16 protein-coding genes, 2 tRNA genes and 1 pseudogene are annotated in these 17,629 nt (G+C 51.0%); 11 read left to right on the top strand and 8 right to left on the bottom strand.

Going from position 1 to position 17,629, the window contains the following annotated elements; genetic code table 11:
• Positions 1 to 228: 228 nt before the first annotated feature.
• Positions 229 to 1,080 (top strand): annotated as a pseudogene (locus tag PRZ02_RS01450) (TIM barrel protein); the annotation flags it as partial.
• Positions 1,081 to 1,138: 58 nt separating this feature from the next.
• Here the strand turns inward: PRZ02_RS01450 and PRZ02_RS01445 are convergent.
• A complete protein-coding gene (locus PRZ02_RS01445; protein WP_449464074.1) occupies positions 1,139 to 2,230 on the bottom strand; it encodes a GMP synthase (glutamine-hydrolyzing) in 1,092 nt (363 codons plus the stop codon).
• 131 nt (positions 2,231 to 2,361) lie between these two features.
• Here PRZ02_RS01445 and PRZ02_RS01440 point away from each other — a divergent pair, with 131 nt between their 5' ends.
• From PRZ02_RS01440 to PRZ02_RS01420, 5 genes are all read left to right on the top strand, one after another.
• A complete protein-coding gene (locus PRZ02_RS01440; RefSeq protein ID WP_449464073.1) occupies positions 2,362 to 2,649 on the top strand; it encodes a hypothetical protein in 288 nt (95 codons plus the stop codon).
• A 125-nt stretch (positions 2,650 to 2,774) separates the two neighbouring features.
• Complete coding sequence (locus PRZ02_RS01435; RefSeq protein WP_449464072.1) at positions 2,775 to 3,017, top strand: TRAM domain-containing protein; 243 nt, start codon at positions 2,775 to 2,777, stop codon at positions 3,015 to 3,017.
• Positions 3,018 to 3,069: 52 nt separating this feature from the next.
• Positions 3,070 to 3,411: a DNA-binding protein Alba gene (gene albA / locus PRZ02_RS01430; protein ID WP_449464071.1), complete on the top strand. Its 342-nt coding sequence runs from the start codon at positions 3,070 to 3,072 to the stop codon at positions 3,409 to 3,411.
• A 329-nt stretch (positions 3,412 to 3,740) separates the two neighbouring features.
• Positions 3,741 to 4,424: an orotidine 5'-phosphate decarboxylase / HUMPS family protein gene (locus tag PRZ02_RS01425; RefSeq protein ID WP_449464070.1), complete on the top strand. Its 684-nt coding sequence runs from the start codon at positions 3,741 to 3,743 to the stop codon at positions 4,422 to 4,424.
• Positions 4,425 to 4,447: 23 nt separating this feature from the next.
• Positions 4,448 to 4,546: transfer RNA gene (locus PRZ02_RS01420), tRNA-Cys, on the top strand.
• Between the two features lie 32 nt (positions 4,547 to 4,578).
• Here PRZ02_RS01420 and PRZ02_RS01415 read toward each other — a convergent pair.
• The gene (locus PRZ02_RS01415; RefSeq protein ID WP_449464069.1) at positions 4,579 to 4,806 is read right to left on the bottom strand and encodes a hypothetical protein; all 228 of its coding nucleotides are present in this window, start codon (positions 4,804 to 4,806) and stop codon (positions 4,579 to 4,581) included.
• 168 nt (positions 4,807 to 4,974) lie between these two features.
• Between PRZ02_RS01415 and PRZ02_RS01410 the strand changes: the two genes are divergently transcribed.
• The 3 genes from PRZ02_RS01410 to PRZ02_RS01400 all read left to right on the top strand — a co-directional run bounded on the left by PRZ02_RS01410 (position 4,975) and on the right by PRZ02_RS01400 (position 9,737).
• A complete protein-coding gene (locus PRZ02_RS01410; protein ID WP_449464068.1) occupies positions 4,975 to 7,449 on the top strand; it encodes a HEAT repeat domain-containing protein in 2,475 nt (824 codons plus the stop codon).
• A 177-nt stretch (positions 7,450 to 7,626) separates the two neighbouring features.
• Complete coding sequence (locus PRZ02_RS01405; RefSeq protein WP_449464423.1) at positions 7,627 to 8,931, top strand: APC family permease; 1,305 nt, start codon at positions 7,627 to 7,629, stop codon at positions 8,929 to 8,931.
• An 83-nt stretch (positions 8,932 to 9,014) separates the two neighbouring features.
• Positions 9,015 to 9,737 carry a peroxiredoxin gene (locus PRZ02_RS01400; RefSeq protein ID WP_449464067.1) on the top strand — a complete coding sequence of 241 codons (723 nt, stop codon included), beginning with the start codon at positions 9,015 to 9,017 and terminating at the stop codon, positions 9,735 to 9,737.
• A gap of 496 nt (positions 9,738 to 10,233) precedes the next feature.
• On the opposite strand, the gene PRZ02_RS01395 is transcribed toward PRZ02_RS01400, so the two are convergent.
• The 4 genes from PRZ02_RS01395 to PRZ02_RS01380 all read right to left on the bottom strand — a co-directional run bounded on the left by PRZ02_RS01395 (position 10,234) and on the right by PRZ02_RS01380 (position 13,545).
• Positions 10,234 to 10,320: transfer RNA gene (locus PRZ02_RS01395), tRNA-Pro, on the bottom strand.
• A gap of 71 nt (positions 10,321 to 10,391) precedes the next feature.
• On the bottom strand, positions 10,392 to 11,504 hold the full coding sequence (locus PRZ02_RS01390; protein WP_449464066.1) for an amidohydrolase: 1,113 nt from the start codon (positions 11,502 to 11,504) through the stop codon (positions 10,392 to 10,394).
• Between the two features lie 49 nt (positions 11,505 to 11,553).
• Positions 11,554 to 12,744 (bottom strand): MFS transporter, encoded by a 1,191-nt coding sequence (locus tag PRZ02_RS01385; protein ID WP_449464065.1) that lies wholly within the window; start codon positions 12,742 to 12,744, stop codon positions 11,554 to 11,556.
• 384 nt (positions 12,745 to 13,128) lie between these two features.
• Positions 13,129 to 13,545: a hypothetical protein gene (locus tag PRZ02_RS01380; RefSeq protein WP_449464064.1), complete on the bottom strand. Its 417-nt coding sequence runs from the start codon at positions 13,543 to 13,545 to the stop codon at positions 13,129 to 13,131.
• A gap of 87 nt (positions 13,546 to 13,632) precedes the next feature.
• On the opposite strand from PRZ02_RS01380, the gene ahcY reads away from it, so the two are divergent.
• Both ahcY and PRZ02_RS01370 read left to right on the top strand, forming a co-directional pair.
• Positions 13,633 to 14,868 carry an adenosylhomocysteinase gene (gene ahcY, locus PRZ02_RS01375; RefSeq protein ID WP_449464063.1) on the top strand — a complete coding sequence of 412 codons (1,236 nt, stop codon included), beginning with the start codon at positions 13,633 to 13,635 and terminating at the stop codon, positions 14,866 to 14,868.
• 35 nt (positions 14,869 to 14,903) lie between these two features.
• A complete protein-coding gene (locus PRZ02_RS01370) occupies positions 14,904 to 16,397 on the top strand; it encodes a carboxypeptidase M32 (RefSeq protein ID WP_449464062.1) in 1,494 nt (497 codons plus the stop codon).
• Here the strand turns inward: PRZ02_RS01370 and PRZ02_RS01365 are convergent.
• Positions 16,394 to 16,822 (bottom strand): PadR family transcriptional regulator, encoded by a 429-nt coding sequence (locus PRZ02_RS01365; RefSeq protein ID WP_449464061.1) that lies wholly within the window; start codon positions 16,820 to 16,822, stop codon positions 16,394 to 16,396. The two genes, PRZ02_RS01370 and PRZ02_RS01365, sit on opposite strands and share 4 nt — an antisense overlap.
• 33 nt (positions 16,823 to 16,855) lie before the next feature.
• Positions 16,856 to 17,620, bottom strand: coding sequence for an alanine--tRNA ligase-related protein (locus PRZ02_RS01360; RefSeq protein ID WP_449464060.1), 765 nt, complete (start codon positions 17,618 to 17,620; stop codon positions 16,856 to 16,858).
• Positions 17,621 to 17,629 lie beyond the last annotated feature (9 nt).

Here is a 17,629-nt window from a genome sequence, read left to right as displayed (position 1 = left end):
GAACATGCAACGTAAGCTTCTCCGCTCATCACGGACAGGGCTTCTGGTTCCCGCGGTTTGGCACCCCTTGGGTACTACTTGTCAACGCGCTTGGGCCGCGGTTAAAGATCAAGCCACGGCCAGGGCACTAAACTCGCTTTACTTCGCTTCTGATATGTAACCGCACCTAGAAAAGACATCTTCCCTTGTTCAGATGGTTTCAATTCGACTTTCGGTAAACGCCTTGAAATGCCCCTATATCGATCTACGTCCCTTCTATCTCTTCGTTCTAGCACGAAAATGGAAGGCGTAAAAGAGCCAGCATTAAATATGACCGTGAAGGCGAGATTCGGCACGGCAGGTATACCAAACGGATACAAGGGAAGAACCTCCGGCGTTGTGGCCTTTTTGGCTTCTATGGGACTTGACGCCTTCGAGTACGAAGCTGTCAGAGGGGTAAGGATAAGCGATGAAGAATCAAGAGCGCTCGGTGAACAGGCCAGGGCGCACGGCGTGAAGCTCAGCATGCACGCCCCCTACTACGTGAACCTTGGTTCAAGCGACCCTAGAATCTGGGAAGAGAGCCTTACTCGCGTGCGGCAGGCGCTTCACGCCCTCGAAGTGGCCGGCGGCGACATAGTCGTTGTTCATCCGGGATACTACGGGAACTCGCCAAAGGAGGCCATAGCAAACGTGATTAAGGGCATATCCGCCCTAGGGGGCCAAGGGCGGGTTAAGCTGGGCCTTGAAACCATGGGTAGGCTTTCGCAAATAGGATCGCTAGAGGAAGTAGTTGATATCAGCACCTCCTTTCCCTCTTTCGTGGTTCCGGTCATAGATTGGGCTCATTTGGAAGCGCGCTCCCTCGGCCACATGAGGAACAAAGAAGATGTAGAATCTGTTCTTGACTATCTTGACAGAAGGTTAAGCAATCGCGAGCTGTCAGAGCTGCACTGTCACTTCAGCAAGATGGAGTTTTCATCCAGAGGTGAGGTTAGGCATCACAATTTGGACGAGAAAGGGTTTTACCCTGATTTTTCAGTAGTAGCCGAGACATTTATAGAGCGCGGGCACCCATCGCCAACTTTTATTGCTGAGACCAGCAACAGCGCCAATGACGCACTCACGATGAAAGGCATTTTCTCTCATCTTTCGCGTGTCACTCGAACTCGATCGTACCTGGTGGCTTTGGGGTTATGTCAAAATACACGTCAAGTTGACCCAGCTTCTTATTCAGAGATTCGCACATTGCGCTTAGCGCTTGCGGGGGCAAATAGTAGGGCTCCGCGGCTATGAGGTCATACGTTTGCATTGCCCTTATCACGATAGCTTTCTTGCTATCGGCTTTCTTAACCTTAAGAAGTATCCTGCCCACGCTGGGGTCAGCGGCAAGCACCTTCTCGCGCACGGCCATGCTTAGCCTCTTGTTCGGAAGGATTAGGTTTCCCTCCTCGTCAGAGGCTTCAATGGCCAGCACCTTTCCGTAATTGCCATCGCTTCCATCAACGCTTTTAGAAAGCACATTCATAGCAACAAACGAGGCACCGTAAAGGCTGAAAATCGGTGTGACCGCTTCCTCGTACGTAGGCACCATGCGGTCCTGTCTAAACTCCTGGTCCAACAATACCGGGAAAAGAACTGGGACATAGCGCTGATCTATCGAACTGTATTCGTCCATCTCGGCCGTAGCCTCCCTCACAACGTCGAGCTTTTCCTCATCCACTATTCCATGAGAACGAAGCGAAAGACCAGCGGATGGAACGTGATACCTGCCGTCGAGACTTATCTCATCAAAGGACTTTGCCATCCTATACATGTTCATGTAATTCATTCCCAAGAAAGGCCGAACTACGTTGGTTTCCTTCGTAGAGCCACTGTAGGAACGACCAGCCCAAAATATCTCGTGGTGTCCCGCCTGCTTTGCCACCTTGCCAACCTCAGAACTTATCACGCTTTCAACGATCGACACCTTATGCTTCGCCAGCACGCGGTCCTTGAGCTTCTTCTTTATCGTTTCCCTGGCATCTGCAACTATAAACTCCGCCTTCGCCTTCTCTGCGACCTCTCTAGCGACATCCTTTTCCTCTGCTTTTCTCATGAGGCCGGTATCAACATAAACTGCCCTTACCTCGTGCCCCGCCCTTGAAGCCATGAAAAGGAGAAGCGTGCTTGCAAGACCCCCTGAGAAAGCCACAAAAATTTCCCTTTCCTTCTCCAGTAGGCCCCGCAGACGATCTTCTCCGTTACTCATATACCTAGTTCTCTTATCCAGCGGCTTTTACGCTTTTCTTCATAAGATAAGCTTGGAAAAAGCCAAATTCCAGTCAACTCAAGCCTCAAAAGGCGGTCCACCAAGGTTAAATGCAGGTGTAATTCAAAATTATGAGGGTTGCTGAGATAGTGCATTTTGATGCCACGAAGAAGATATCGAGCCAGCTAGTGGCCGATGACATACCACCGTCAATCAACGAAAACGGCTTCGTAGAAAAAGGGGGGTTCTATATCTCCCTAAAAGATGCCAAAGGCACGAGGGTGGTTTTGAAGCTGAATGACATGGAAGCAGTTGATCTTGCGGAGAGGCTTTTGCAAACCTATCGGGAGCACATAAACAGGGAGTATGCTCTTGCCCAGAAGAGGAGGAGCGCATCTGAAGGCCGGCGAATAGAGTAGGCGAACGGATACGCTTATATTATCTTAGAAAATAATACCCGCAGGTAGGTAGGTTTGAACGAGAACGCTGTTTTGCTTGCGGTGCACTCCGAACTACCTGTAAAAAATAAGTGGAGGTGAAATAAGTGTCGTACGGAGAGAATGCCGGTAGCTTCTTCCAGAAGCCAGTCGAAGAGGGAAAAGAGTACGATGTCCAGATAACTGACACCAGTAGGAGAGGAGAAGGAGTAGCTAAGATACAGCGCTTCGTAATATTTGTCCCTGGAACAAAACAGGGCGATAACGTCAGAATAAAGATAACCAAGGTCACGCCTAGATACGCTACCGGTGTCGTAGTAAAAGAAGGGAGCGAAGAGAAAGAGGAGTGAAAGACAGGCTTAATAGGCAGGCCGGAGAGATCCATAGCCTCGGTGAATTCAGATGGCTAACAAATCTTCAACAGAAAGTGAGGGAACAAAGGCTGAGGCTCAAAAAGCCAAAGCGCCAGGAGAAGAGAACGTCATATACGTGGGTTCTAAACCACCCATGAGCTATGTAATGGCATGCCTCGTACAGCTGAACGGAGGAGCTCCCTCCGTTACGCTAAAGGCAAGGGGAAGGGCCATAAGCGGAGCCGTAGACGTCGCAGAAATGCTGAGAAATAGATTCATGAAAGACGCACTGAAAGTCAAGAGCATCAACATCAGCACAGAGCAACTAGAAGCAGAAGGTGGCAGGATGAAGAACGTCTCCGCCATTGAAATAGTGCTGGAAAAAAAATAAAGAGAGCGAAACAAGCTAGGTAGGCGCTTCAAAGTTATAATTTTTATTACATGTAGACGTTAATGGGTTAGAAGGCTATCATAAACTCAAGCCCAATATTTTTACATCTTTATAGCTGAATCGTTCCTGATCACATGCGTTAAGTGCCATTGATTGCAGAGATTCAAACTTAGCAACCGTTCCTTCCGAAAATCTAACAACGCCTTGCGGCTAACGGTTTGTGCCAGAACCCGCTCACGGAAAAATTTAGAACGCAGTGGCACGCCTAACCGAAGCGTCACTAGATCACGATTCCCACTAGTCCTTTTAAATTGACGCGTCAATAATTTATGTATAACGATAGATGGCCGGTTTTACAGGTGGCCCTTGACCTCGTCTCTGCGGACAGGGCTCTCGAGATCGCATCCCAGGCGTCTGAAGCTGGGGCGCAGTGGCTCGAAGCCGGCAGCCCGCTGATAATGAGTGAAGGAGTTGGAGTTGTAAGGCGGTTGAAGACATCATTCCCGGACAAGGTGGTAGTGGCAGACCTGAAACTCCTTGAGCAGGGGTATGTACTTGCCGAGATGGCAAGCGCCAATGGTGCCGATGTCATTACGGTAAGTGCACTTTCGAGTAGAAGGAACGTGAGCGAGGCCATTGAGGGGGCGAAAAAGAATGGAGCCAAGGTAATGATAGACCTCTTGTGGGTAAGAAGAAGCGAAGAGCTCGACAGGGCTAAGACAGCCGTGCAGCTTGGAGCAGATTATGTTTGCTTCCACATGGGTTCAGATGATATCCCGTTTGCACCAGACTCATTGGCTGGGAGGCAGAAAGATATAGAATCTGCCATATCGGCGATAAGCGTGCCTGTGGCGGTCGCAGGCAGGCTGAACGATTCGTCCGCGGCGGAAATGGCTAAAGCCGGCGCCAAGATCATAGCGGTGGGCGCTTACATAACTGGATCCGCCAACGTGCGTCAAGCGACAACGCAACTGCTGAAAAGCATTGGAGCTCCTCAAGGCAGAAAAGCCTAAAAAAGCTAGCAACTAAGGATCATGCCGGGGTGGCCGAACGGTTTAGGCGACGGCCTGCAGTGGTATGCCGAAAGCCGTTTCAAGAGGGTCCGACACGAAAAGCGGAAGTCCCTCCCCCGGCTTAAGCCCGTCAAAAAAAGGCCGGCATTTATGGCTACCATCCGCCAGACGAAGAAGAGTACCCAGAAGACGAACCTGAGTTATTGCTCGTTGTTGATCCAGAGCCCGTGGCCGTTCCGTAAGGGCTACCTGCTGATCCAGGATCAGGAGAGGCGCGTGCAGTGGGAACGAAGGCGTACCACGCGAACCATCCGGCGGCGAAGCCCAGCACAAAAACTATAATCATGCCGGCTATTGCTTTTGACAGAGAGATATTCCTCATATGTTAAGTATAACGGCGTCATATTTAAGCGCATTGATTTCCGGTCCGCCTCTCCCCGGTTAATAAGCGGCCAAAAGCAAGGGCTTTCTGGCGCGACCCTCAGGCAAGCCCACTTTCACCTCTCAATCCTCGCAAGAGAAACCTTATTTTTACCCGTAAACGGATTGCATGGATTTTTCCTACCTAACTGGGAGAGATTTCGTATACCCTGATTATCAGCCGAAGTTTACGCGCACGTTCAACTTCTCAGTTTACAAGCTGGCCGTTACCATACGCCTTAACACTCAATCTAAACGGATTGACGGGTTAGCCGAATATGACCTCTCTTCGTGGGGTCCCATCGAACTTGATGCCGTTGAAATGGAGGTCAAGTCCGTGGAACTAGACGATCGGCAAGCCGACTTCGCTTACGACGGAAAGAAGATCACCGTTAACTCACCCTTGGGCCACCACATCCTTAAAATCACCTATTCAACGTCACCGCGCAAGGGGCTCACATTTGTAGAGCATGAGGGCAAGACCTACGTATGGACGCAGGGTGAAAGCGAGGACAACAGGTACTGGATTCCCCTTCCGGACTCCCCGCAGATAAAGTTTCCGACTCAGCTGTCGGCGATCGTTCCCTCTTCCATGATCGCCGTGTCAAATGGTGTTCTGGTAAAGGAGACGGACAAAGGCGAGGAGAAGGAGTGGACGTGGTCTCTCGATAAGCCTCACTCTCCATACCTAATAGATTTAGCGGCAGGAGATTTCGATGTCATAAGAGAACAATGCGATGGATTACCCCTCGAATACTACGTTCCTAAGGGATGGGCAAATAAGGCTAGGATGACGTTTTACAGAACCTGCGACGCCATTAAGTTCTTCGAAGAGTACACCGGCGTGAAGTATCCGTGGCCTAACTACAAGCAGGTTGCCGTGTGGGGCTTTGGAGGTGGGATGGAAAACACGACCACTACGCTCCTCACCGCTTCCACGTTGCATGATGAGCACGCTCATTGTCCGGGCTCTAAATTCCCTTGTCCTGGTCGTGAGGACTTCACCTCCGATCCGCTCATTGCCCACGAACTCGCTCACCAGTGGTTTGGGGATCTGGAGACGGCCGAAAGCTGGTCCGAGATATGGCTAAATGAGTCATTTGCCACACTCATGGAAGCACTTTACGAGAGACACGCCCAGGGAGAGGAAGAGTTCCAGTACTCACTTCACAGATGCATGTCAGCCTACCTCTCAGAGTACAGAGAAAGGTACGCGAGACCCATAGTCTTCAACGTTTACGATGATCCGTGGGAACTCTTCGACCGCCACTCATATGAGAAGGGCTGCCTCGTGCTGTGGTACCTAGCTAATCTAATCGGAGAGGACGCATTCAAGAAGACCCTACAGGAATTCCTAACAGAGCGCTCCTTTAAACCAGCGTCAACAACAGATCTCCAGAGGATAGCCGAACAGGTGTCTAAAAAACGGCTTCAATGGTTCTTCTATCAATTCGTATATTCGTCAGGCCATCCACAGGTCTCCTACTCTTGGGATTACGATAGTTCCCTCAATCTCTTAAAGATCTTGATAGATCAAGTGCAACCCAATGACTCTTATCCAGCTTACAATTTAAACGCCGACATACTGGTAGCTACCGATGACGGCGACAGGATAATGCCGGTTGCACTTGATAGGCCATCCACAAGCATCTACATTAAGCTCGAAAGGCCTCCGAAGTTCGTGTGCATAGATCCTACCGGAAAGCTCTTCTTTGAGAGGAAGGCGAAGAAAAAGCTTGAGGAAGCCATATCTGAAGCATCCTACAAGACGGCAACGGCAAGGCTCGAAGCTATCGAGGCGCTGAGGTCAGATGGCAGCGATAGGGCCGTCGAAGCGCTCTCTGGCGTTATGCAAAGGGATGCCTTTTGGGGATGCAGGGTAGAGGCCGCTAAGGCCTTAGGCGAAATAGGATCGGAGCGCGCTGTCCGCGCCCTGCTCAACGCTTTGATGAGAGAACCACATCCAAGGGTGAGAACTGCCATCGCGGAGGCTCTGGGAAAGCACGGGCCTAATGAAGAGGCCGCTAAGGCCCTTTCTTCGATTCTTTTAAGCGAAAACGAGGGATACTACACCAGAGGAAGCGCCGCCGCGGCCCTGGGCACGGCTGGCGGTCAGCCTTATGAGGATGAGCTGATAAAGGCGCTAAGCTACGGAGGTCATAACTACTCCATAACGGTTGGGGCGATCGACGGACTTTCAAGGATACGGGGACAAAAGGCCCTTGATGCGATAATTAAGCTGACGTCTCCAGATTCAGATGAGGCCGTGAGAAGCGCCGCCACGCGCGCGTTGGGCGCTTTCCCAGATGAGATAAAGGCCACGGAAAGGCTGAAAGAACTCATCAAGGATCGTTCACTCAGAGTTAGAAGGGCAACCATCGAGGCAATAGAGCGCGGCATGAGCCTGAGGCTGATCGGCACCCTAGAGGAAGCGAGCACCCGTGACCCAGAAGCCCGTATAAGGCGCGCGGCTAGGGATGCCGCAAGAAAGATTAAGGAGAGTACAAAGGGAACGCCCAAGCAAATTAGCGATGAGCTAGAGAGGATAAAGGCCCAAGAGAGACAACTCGATGAGCGCATAAGCAGGTTAGAGAGCCTTCGTTAACGATGCCGTATTTTTATCATAAATAATCTTTATAATGACTTAAGCGGGCTTTCTTTAAGCGGCATGCAGGTGGTTATGACCGCTGCACTTAAATAGGAGTAAAGCAAAGAAACGGGAGACGATGCAAAGCCAACCGATAATAGGCTTAAGAGCAACCAAGTAGGGCTTTGGCACGGCATATTTCAAAGCTTCAGTCACGTTGCCCCTGCTGCGGAGGTTGCGATTCTCATAACTGGGACTGCTATAGCTTCTGGCGGGTCAACACCGCTCGTATTCGTCATTGCGCCAATCACGGTTTTGCTTTGGCTCAACACAAACTATCAATTCTCAAAGAGCATTGCAAGTTCTGGAGGATATTCCGCTTTCGCTAAAGCTGGGCTAGGCGATGCGATGGGCGGCATTACGGGATGGCTCTTCTTCTTCAACGAGTTTCTAACGTACACGGGCTTTGCGCTGTTGTCCTTTGCCGCCTTTCTATACCTCTTGTTTCCATCCCTATCCACGATCCGGTACTCGTGGGTAGCGCTGGCCTTGATACCGCTGGCTTTCACTACCATTCTCGTCTATAGGGGAATACGGGTCTCGCTGGACTACGCGGTCTATACGGGATTCATCGAAGTGAGCGTCTTAACGGTCGGAGCCCTCTTGATAATAGCAAGGCTTGGGACCGCCAACACCCTTGAGGTCTTTACCACTGCACCAGTTCACGGAAAGCTATCCCTCATAGGGCTAGGCCTTCTCTTCGGCCTCTACTCCTATGGAGGTTCGGGGTCCGTCGTCGCGCTTGGAGAAGAAGCCAGAGATCCAAATAAGACCATAAGTAAGAGCATAATTTACGGGTGGCTCTTGATAGTTGCTCCCCTAGCGCTGAACGCATATGCCCTCACGGTGGGATGGGGAATAAACAACATGAGCTCCTTTGCGACATCTCCAGATCCCGGCGTCATAGAGTACTTCAGGTACCTAGGAGCCGTTGGGGGATGGATATTCGTGGCCGTCGTGATCAACAGCTTTCTTGACTTCGGTATCGCGATCAACAACTCGCTTACGCGCATGCTCTACTACCTGGCAAGGGATACCGCTATACTTCCAAAATTCCTATCTAGGACTCACCCCAGATTCGGCACCCCCAAGAACGCTGTGCTGACGGTTGCCTTGACTTCGCTAGCCATAGCAATCCTATCCGGAGAACTTTTTGGCCCATTCATGGGTGCGCTCGTGATAGAGGGGGCAGCGTCCATAGCTTTCATGCTCCAGCACTTCTTTGCCACCGTCGCGCTTCCATTCTACGCAAAGCGCAACAAGACCCTTGACCTCGCAAGGCATGTGGTGATACCAAGCGCCGCCATAATACTCATGGCGTTTGCGATAGTGAGCACGGTGTACCCCATCCCGGCATACCCGCTGAACCTGCCAGCTTACATCGTAACTGCTTGGGCCCTGCTTGGTCTCTTTCTAGTTGTAAAGAGGCAGAAAACCTGATTTTTGCGTTTTTTTAAGGGAATATCCCAGCATATCAAGTTAATTTAAAAGACAGATTTATAAGTCATTGAATCATACTTTGTATGCCGGGACAGATTCCTCTGATAGGCGAAAAGTTCCCAGCACTGACGGTACAAACAACGGTTGGAACTAAAAAGCTTCCTGATGATTACGCAGGGAAGTGGTTCATACTGTTCAGCCATCCGGGAGACTTCACTCCCGTGTGCACCACGGAGTTCTACGCTTTTGCAAACAGGTACGATGACTTCAAGTCGTTAGGAGTAGAGCTGATCGGGCTCAGCGTGGATAGTGTGCCCTCACACATCGAATGGATCAATTGGATCAAGCAAAATCTGGGAATAGAGATCCCGTTTCCCATAATAGCGGACCCGAGGGGTATCGTGGCGGAGCAGTTGGGCATGATACAAGCGCAGTCCCCAACGGCAGCGATAAGGGCCGTTTTTATCGTCAATCCCCAGGGCATAATCAGGGCCATAATATATTACCCGCTCGAGCTGGGGCGCAATATAGACGAGATACTAAGAGCTACAAAGGCGCTGCAGGTAATAGAGAGAGATAAGGTGGCGCTTCCAGCGAACTGGCCCAACAACGAGATTGTAGGAGAAAACGCCATAGTGCCCACGGCCTCGACCATACAAGAGGCGCAGACCAGGCTGACGCAGTACAAAGGCCTATCGTGGTGGCTGACCTACAAGCCAGTACCTCTTGATGACGCGCAAGTGGCAGCAAAGTTCCTGGAAAGGGCTTCCCATAAACCGTCTCCTTTGACCAAAAAACAAAAGTGATTTTTTCTGGGTTGTTCATAATCATGAAACCGCTCATGAGCTCGCTCGTGATTTTTGCAAAAGGTTCGATCTTAAGAGAAACTCACATAAAGAGTTGAATTCCTAACGAAGTTCGATTCCTCGGAAAATTATAAGCGAACCCATGAGGGCTTTCTGAATTAAACAAGGAGATTTTGCAAAAGCCCATTTACGACCAATGAGTTAAAGCCAAGGCGTTCTACGGCAGCGGCAAATGCAGGAAACGCTCATGCTAATAGCGCATACAGACAAACTTATGGTACAAGACCTCAGCTCCGCTAGCTCGGAACTTCTCAGGAAAAGGCCTCAATCAGGGGAAAGCAAATAGGGCTCCGATGAACCGCCTTCCTTCTCTATTTCAAGCCGGTGTTGCCACTGCGCATTTTTTTATTTTTCATCGTAACGGACCAACGCACGCATCAAAGACACGCGCCGTTAGGGCACCCTAACTCCCAAAGCGTCTCATCTGACCCAAAAATGGGGACGGCGGGATTTGAACCCGCGATCAACAGCGGTCTGGACTTTCCCCAGGCTGCCATCCTAGACCATACTAGACTACGTCCCCCCAGAAAAACGGTCAGCCGGATTTAAGTTTTCCCGCATCTTATTTTCCTAAAAATGCCCGCGGTGCGTTGCTCATGGCTGCCCTCTCACGAAGTCAAGCACGGCATCATGACCTATGGCAACTGCAGTTATCAGGGCCTCCATGGCCTCTTGGGACCCGGCAGCCTGTAAAAATTGTATAGAATGAGCAGGTATCCCCTTTGGTCCTATCTTTATGGTCAGGTGCGAGGTTGGAACGAATTGAGACACGTTACCTACATCAGAAGAGGCCTCAGGAATCCTGCTATAGGCCTCGCTAACCGGGACCAGCGAGTCACCCAGATACTTCTTGGCAGCCACATAGTATACATCATCTAAGATCTCATTCCTCTTGAACGGGCTGATCTTTGGTGTTATCTGGGTTATATCGATACCGCAACCGTTTAGCGTCGCTGCCGCTCTGGCCCTGTCGTTCACTTTACATATGAGGTCATCGAGATAGCCCTCTTCATCTGCCCTCACGTCCGCCCATACTTCAGCACGACCCGGTATCACGTTTGGTGCCGTTCCACCGTCCTTTATTATGGCGCTCAACACAAACTGATGCTTCCTGTCTAGCAGGCCATGCATCATGCGCAACGCGACGTAAAAGTCAACGGCGGCATCGAGGGCGTTTATCCCCTTCTCAGGAGACGCGGCGGCGTGAGCATCCCTTCCCTTGAAGACGTAAGAATACCTGGAAACACCAAGAAGTTTTGCGCCGACCATCCACTCTCCGCCCGGATGAACCGCAAAAACCGCGTTCACCCCCATCTTTGACAACTGGGGCGCTATCACGACCTTGCTTGCCGCGTACTTTCCAAGACCCTCTTCAGCCGGCGTACCTACCACGTACAAAGTCGCGTTCTCAAGCTCACCCACAAGCGAAAGGCCCACCCCCATAGCCCACGCGCCTATTATGTTATGTCCGCAGGCGTGACCTATTGGGAGCGCGTCATATTCCGCAAGAACCGCGACTTTCTTGTTCCCGTTTCCATACCGGGCCAAGAAGGAAGTGTCCATGCCCATGAAACCTCTCTGGACGTCAAAACCAGCGCTTTCCAGCTGATCTGCTAAAAGCTTGCTCGACCTCCGCTCTTGGCTTCCCAACTCTGGATGCTCGTGGATATCCAGAGATATGGACTTTATCGTATCGGCGTTCTCCAAAACTGACTTAGGGAGCGCCGATTCCCTTCTTAATATATGCTTCCTTTCATCAGATTCCAGTTTTTATCGCCTTCTTTGGCATGCCGCTAGCGATAGCCAAGCTGAGCGCAAGCGGCAGCACCATGCAAAGATAGCCCGCCATTCTGTAACCCTCGGCCACCACAAGAAAGCCCATCAGCGAACCCCCTATCATCGATCCTACGTTGAAGAGCGTAAACATGAAGCCTATGGCCGTTCCCCTCCACTGATCTTCTACGGCCTCCTGGACGTACGCATTTATGTTGCCGTATATCGCGTAGCCAGCTCCGAGCAAAGCGACAGACGCGAGCGCGAGGCCAAAAGAGATCTTAAGGGAAAACGCGAGCAAGGCCCCCACAAATATCAGGAGCGCCCCCAGCTGAACGGCCATCTTGCGATCTGCGCGATCCCCGAGCAAGGCACCTGGATAACTCAGTATGAGGCCAGCTACACCAAAAGACGAAATAGCAAGGGCTGCCTCCCCCTTCGATAAACCATCAGCTAACAGATAAGGGGTAAAATAACCGAGGTATGCAAAGTACGCTATACCAAATGCCAGATAAGACACCGAGGCAAGGATGACGGCCGAATTCAGGTTTGCAAGCATGCCCTTCTTCGGAGGTTCTTTGATCTTATACTCTGCGGGCACAAACGCGGCTATAAGTGCCATAAGCGCAAGCCCCGCGATGCCAGCCAGTATGAAGGGGATGTCGAAGGTCGTGCTGGTGGAGAAGGCGGCAAAAACCATGGGGCTAACCGCTAACCCTATCATGAAGAAGAAACCAGCGCTTGCTATCACGGTTGCCCTATAGCTAACTTTTAGCCCTCCCAGAAAGGCCGAAACCTGTGGTTGAATCATTCCGACTCCAAAACCGACGAGAAACCTGAAAACGAGCAACTCATACCAGTTCCTTGAAAAACCGGTAAGCGTGCTGAACACCGTTATTATGCCAAGCGACACGATTATACCGTTGCGAGTGGTGATTTTATCGAACACAATTCCGCCTACGAGGCTGAATATGGTTATGCCGGCCGCAAAACCCGTGGCCGTTATGCCCAAGAACAGGTCATTTACCCCGATGTCCTTCATTATGTAAGCTCCGCCAAAGAAGTACAGGTTGTTGTCAAAACCCACCAGAAACATGCTAAAGGCCACCAAAAGGGAGGTTACTATTAACCATTTCACATCCTGAGCTTTTCCTACCGCTGTCTTACGTTCCATGGTGCTGTTTTACGTCGCTTGATATAAGCTTTGTGCCGTTTTCAAGCATACATAGCCATATAAGGTTGTTAAAGGCGCTTTCTAATACGATTTGCAAACTATCGAGCATAGCTGATCGCTAAAATGCCCGCAAGCCGACTTAGAAATTTTTTATCATGAAAACCGTCTCATTTACCACGAAAACTGGCCGCTTATTCGCTATTATGGTCGATCAGAATACTCTGTAGGCAAGCCTTAGACCAGTATCACCGCGAGAAATCAGCGCGATAAAAGCAAGAGCTCGACTTCGCACAGCACCACCGTTGATGATAACAGTGCATATACGAACTATGGATCGCCTCTTGGCTTACGAGAAGCCCTGTCAATCCAATACCGATTGGCGATTCATGCAGCCGGCTTTTCAGCAGGCTTCTGATCTTCGTTAGCCTGCTCTTGTGGCTGGTTTTCCTTTTCAGCGGCTTCGCTTTTCTGCTCTTCCTGTTTCTGCGCCTTCTTCCTCGTGGTCCTCCTCTTTTTCTCCGTCTTTTCTTCCTTCTTCTCGGTTTCTGCCTCTTCTTTCGGTTGCTGAACTGCTTGTGCTACTGAGCTCTTTACTACTGAGGGCGGAAGCCAAAGCAACCATGCGGGGACCTGCTTCAAAAGCTCGTAAGCCTCGCTCCAGTTATCAAATCCCAGTTTCTCGGCAAGCTCATCTATCCCCATTCCGGTTTTAACATATTCTCTAAGTATCGCGTGAACGTTCTCATCAACTATCACTTTCTTATCTCCGACCTGTATCTCAAGCGGTAAGCTGATTGACACTTTCAAAGTAAGAGGGAAGGGGGGTTTAAGCTTAATGCGAGGTCTTGCGGTCCTCGCAAGCATTAAAAGCCGATCCCCCTTACGCATATGCCTAAGATAAAAGATCCTTCACTAAAGGAAGCCGGAAGACTAAAGGTGGAGTGGGCAAGAACCCGCATGCCCGTTCTAATGCAGCTGAAGCAGAAATATGAGGGCGAAAAACCGCTCAAGGGCTTGGCCATAGGAGGGGGGCTACACGTCACCAAGGAGACGGCCGTGCTCGCGGAAGCGCTTCAGGCTGCTGGGGCCCAATTCAGCCTCGCAGCGAGCAATCCGCTAAGCACGCAGGACGACGTCGCTGCATTCCTTGTATCGGAAGGAATCGACGTATACGCATGGAGGGGAATGAACAAAGATGAGTATTACTGGGCTATAGACCAGGTTGCAGAAAAGAACCCCGATATAATTGTTGACGACGGAGGGGACCTCACTCTGGCGATTCTTCAAAAGGGAAAGAAGCCTCTCGGAGGCTGTGAGGAGACGACAACGGGAATAGTAAGGGCGCGGGCCATGGCATCGCAAGGAAGGCTAACGTTCCCGCTGATGGCCGTAAACGATGCGGAGACAAAGTGGGATTTCGACAACGTGTACGGCACGGGACAATCGGCCTTAGACGGTATAATAAGGGCCACTAACGTCTTGCTTGCTGGAAAAACCGTGGTTGTATCTGGATATGGGCACGTAGGCCGCGGCATTGCTAACAGGGCCAGGGGCATGGGAGCCGAAGTCGTGGTTACCGAAGTCTCAGCGATAAGAGCTCTGAGGGCTCGTATGGATGGCTTCAGGGTGACCAACATGACCGAAGCGGCGCCCATAGGTGATATCTTCATCACAGCAACTGGCGATAAGTCGGTCATCAGAGAAGAGCACTTCAAGCTAATGAAGGATGGAGCCATACTTGCAAACGCGGGCCACTTCAACGTCGAAATCGACGTCAGCGCTCTGGAATCGCTGGCCAAGGGGAAGAGAGAGATAAGGCCTAACAACGTTGAATACGACTTGGGCGGAAAGAAGTTATTTCTAATCGCCGAAGGAAGGCTTGTCAACCTGGCCGCAGCCGAGGGCCACCCCTCTGAAGTGATGGACATGAGCTTCGCGAACCAGTTCTTGTCCGTGCTTTACCTCAAGGAAAACGGAAAGGGACTCGCGCCGGGAGTGTACCCGATCCCGAAAGAGCAAGATGAACAGGTAGCTCTTTTGAAGCTCAGAAGCATGGGAATAACGATAGATTCGCTAACCGATGAACAGGTTAAGTACCTCACGGGATTCGAGGAAGGCACTTGAGGCAAAACCATTTAAGGCCCGACCAACAGGTACCAATGTACGAGATTTTTCAAAACCCATATGCTAGGGAACTGGCAGAGAAATACAGGCCCATATGGGCGCTTCACAAGTCCATGGCGCTCTTGGGATGGGACCTAGAAACTTACATGCCGAAGCTGGGGGCCGAGGAAAGGGGATTTGCGGACGCCCAGCTTGAGCTCATGCTTCAGGAAAAGATAACGAGCCCGGACTTCCTGTCACTACTTGATAAACTGGAGCGCTCCGAGGGCCTTAACGATTACGAGAGAGGGCTTGCAAGAGTGCTCAGAAGGAACACGAAGGTCTACACGAAACTCCCGCCGACATTCGTTCAGCAGCTTGCCTCTATAACAAATCAAGCAAGCGTATCGTGGAGGGAGGCCAAAAAGGCCAGCGACTTCTCCAAGTTCAAGCCAGACCTTGAAAAGATAGTTAACATGATGAGGGAGATGGCGAACTATTTGGGATATGAGGAACATCCGTACAACGCGCTTCTTGACCTCCACGAAGAAGGTATAACCGTCAAGGACTTAGACGGCATATTCTCAGCCATAGCCCCCTCGCTAAAGAAAACGCTTGATAGGATCATCAGCGAGGGTTACTTCACGAGGAGGTCTAAGCTTGAGGAAGAGAGGTACAACGATGATGACATGAGGGCGGCCGAGTGGGAGATACTTAAACGCCTAGGATATGATGAGAACAGGTTCAGGGTAGACGTCTCGCCTCACCCGTTTACCACAAGCATCGGGTTGAACGACGTGAGGATAACCACAAGAAGAAAGGGATACGACTTCAAGGACACGTTCTTCTCGATACTTCACGAAGGCGGACATGCCCTTTACGAGCTGCAGATCGACCCGGTCCTTGCCTACACGCCATTAGCTGGGGGCGTCTCGAGCGGAGTCCACGAATCCCAGTCGAGGTTTATGGAAAACATGATCGCTCGGACGAGGGAGTTCGTCGAGGGCGTGCTTCCCTTGCTTAGCTCTCATCTCGACTTCCTTAAGAAGTACGACTCTGAAGAGGTCTTCGTCTACTTCGCGCACGTAAGTCCCAACCCCATAAGGGTGGAGGCCGATGAGGTGACCTACAACTTCCACATACTTCTCAGGTACGAGCTTGAAAAAGAACTCATGGCGAACGAGATAAAGGTGGACGAGTTACCAGAACTCTGGAACGAAGAAATGGAGAAGTACCTCGGAATAAGGCCCAAGAATGATGCCGAGGGCGTCCTTCAGGACATCCACTGGAGCGGAGGGCTAGGAGGCTTTCCCGCATATACTATTGGGAACGTCATAGCCGCGCAGGCAAGGTATCATGCCATGAACGATATCAAGGACCTTTACGATAAGGTCTCCAAACTAGAGCTTAACGAGGTTAAGGCATGGTTGCGCGAAAAGATACACAAGTGGGGCGCCACGTACTCTCCCAGGGAGCTGCTGAGCAAATCCTTTGGAGAAGGTCTCGATCCGTCTTACTTGACGTCGTACATAGATCAAAAATATCGCTAATTGACGACAAGCTTTTGAAGCCTTTCGGCCATCTCTTTTATTTTTTGGGAGTATCCCCTAACCTTATCCGGCTCTATCTTGGCCAAATCTTCTATGTATGCTATGTAGCTTTCAACCTCGTTCATGGCCACGTCGACCGAGATGGGGCCCGAGGCAACCCTCCAGAAGCTTGGCCCCAGCCCAACCACGAGGCGGTACCTGCCATCCTCACACTTCTTTATTATGCCCTCCTCGCACAGCTGGGCCAGCATTGGGTAAAGTGAGCCAGGTGACGGACGCCAGAAGCCCTCGCTTCTTCCCTCTATCCAGCTTGATATCTCAGCGCCGTTTTTGGGTCCCTCGGATAGCGCGCTCATTATCCACCACCGCAGCCCCTTCACCCTCCAGCCGTCCCTTCTTCCGTGTGGATGCAAGAACAGCTGCACCTCAAGTATCTATGAATCGACATTTAAGTTTGTCTATCCGATAGCCTTGTCCACGTCAAAGTATACCCGATAACCTCCCTCTATCTTGTTGACCCCCTTGACGGTGAAATGCCCTATCTCCTTCGTGTTATTGACGTGAGTTCCCCCGCATGGTATCCACTCAAATTCGCCAATCCTGACAAGTCTGAGCTCCTTTGCCGATTTCGGTAACCTTTCCTCGTTTGGAGCGCCAAGGCGCGTGGCATCCGATGCTGAAATCACAGAGAAGCTAACGGGAAGTCCTTGATTAATGTAGTCATTCTCCAAGCGCTCGGCCATCCTTATCTGATCTTCTGAGGGCATGGAGCCAGCGTAGTCCAAGTACGCGGGATCTCCTAGCCACGAACCGAGGGTGAGCGTCTTCGTGCCAGTCGCCTCGGCTAGGCAGTGATCCAGAAGGTGAGCGGCCGTGTGCCTCTTCATGTAAAGGTAGCGGGTTTCCCAATCTATTTGGAAATTTGCCTTACCAGATTCCACGGATCCCCTACCGTAGTGGATCACGTAATAACCGTCATCCGTCCACACGCCCATGACTTTTTTAACCTCAAGCTCACCGCTCTCTCCTTTTATATATCCAACATCTCCTGGCTGCCCCCCGCTCTTGGGGTGAAAGATCGTGGCCTTTGCCAAAACGTAGGCGCTTTTTCCGTCCTTCTTAGACTGAACGACCTCACAATCGCAGGCCTTCATGTAGGAATCCCTCAGGTATAAGAGCTCTGTCGGAGCGTAGCCCTTTACTATTTCTTCGAGCCCTGCCATAACCCTAAG

Source organism: Tardisphaera saccharovorans, assembly GCF_046635845.1.
Classification (GTDB): domain Archaea; phylum Thermoproteota; class Thermoprotei_A; order Marsarchaeales; family UBA168; genus UBA168.
The sequence above is the reverse complement of the archived record's forward strand: the minus strand, read 5'-3'. Positions and strand labels throughout refer to the sequence as shown.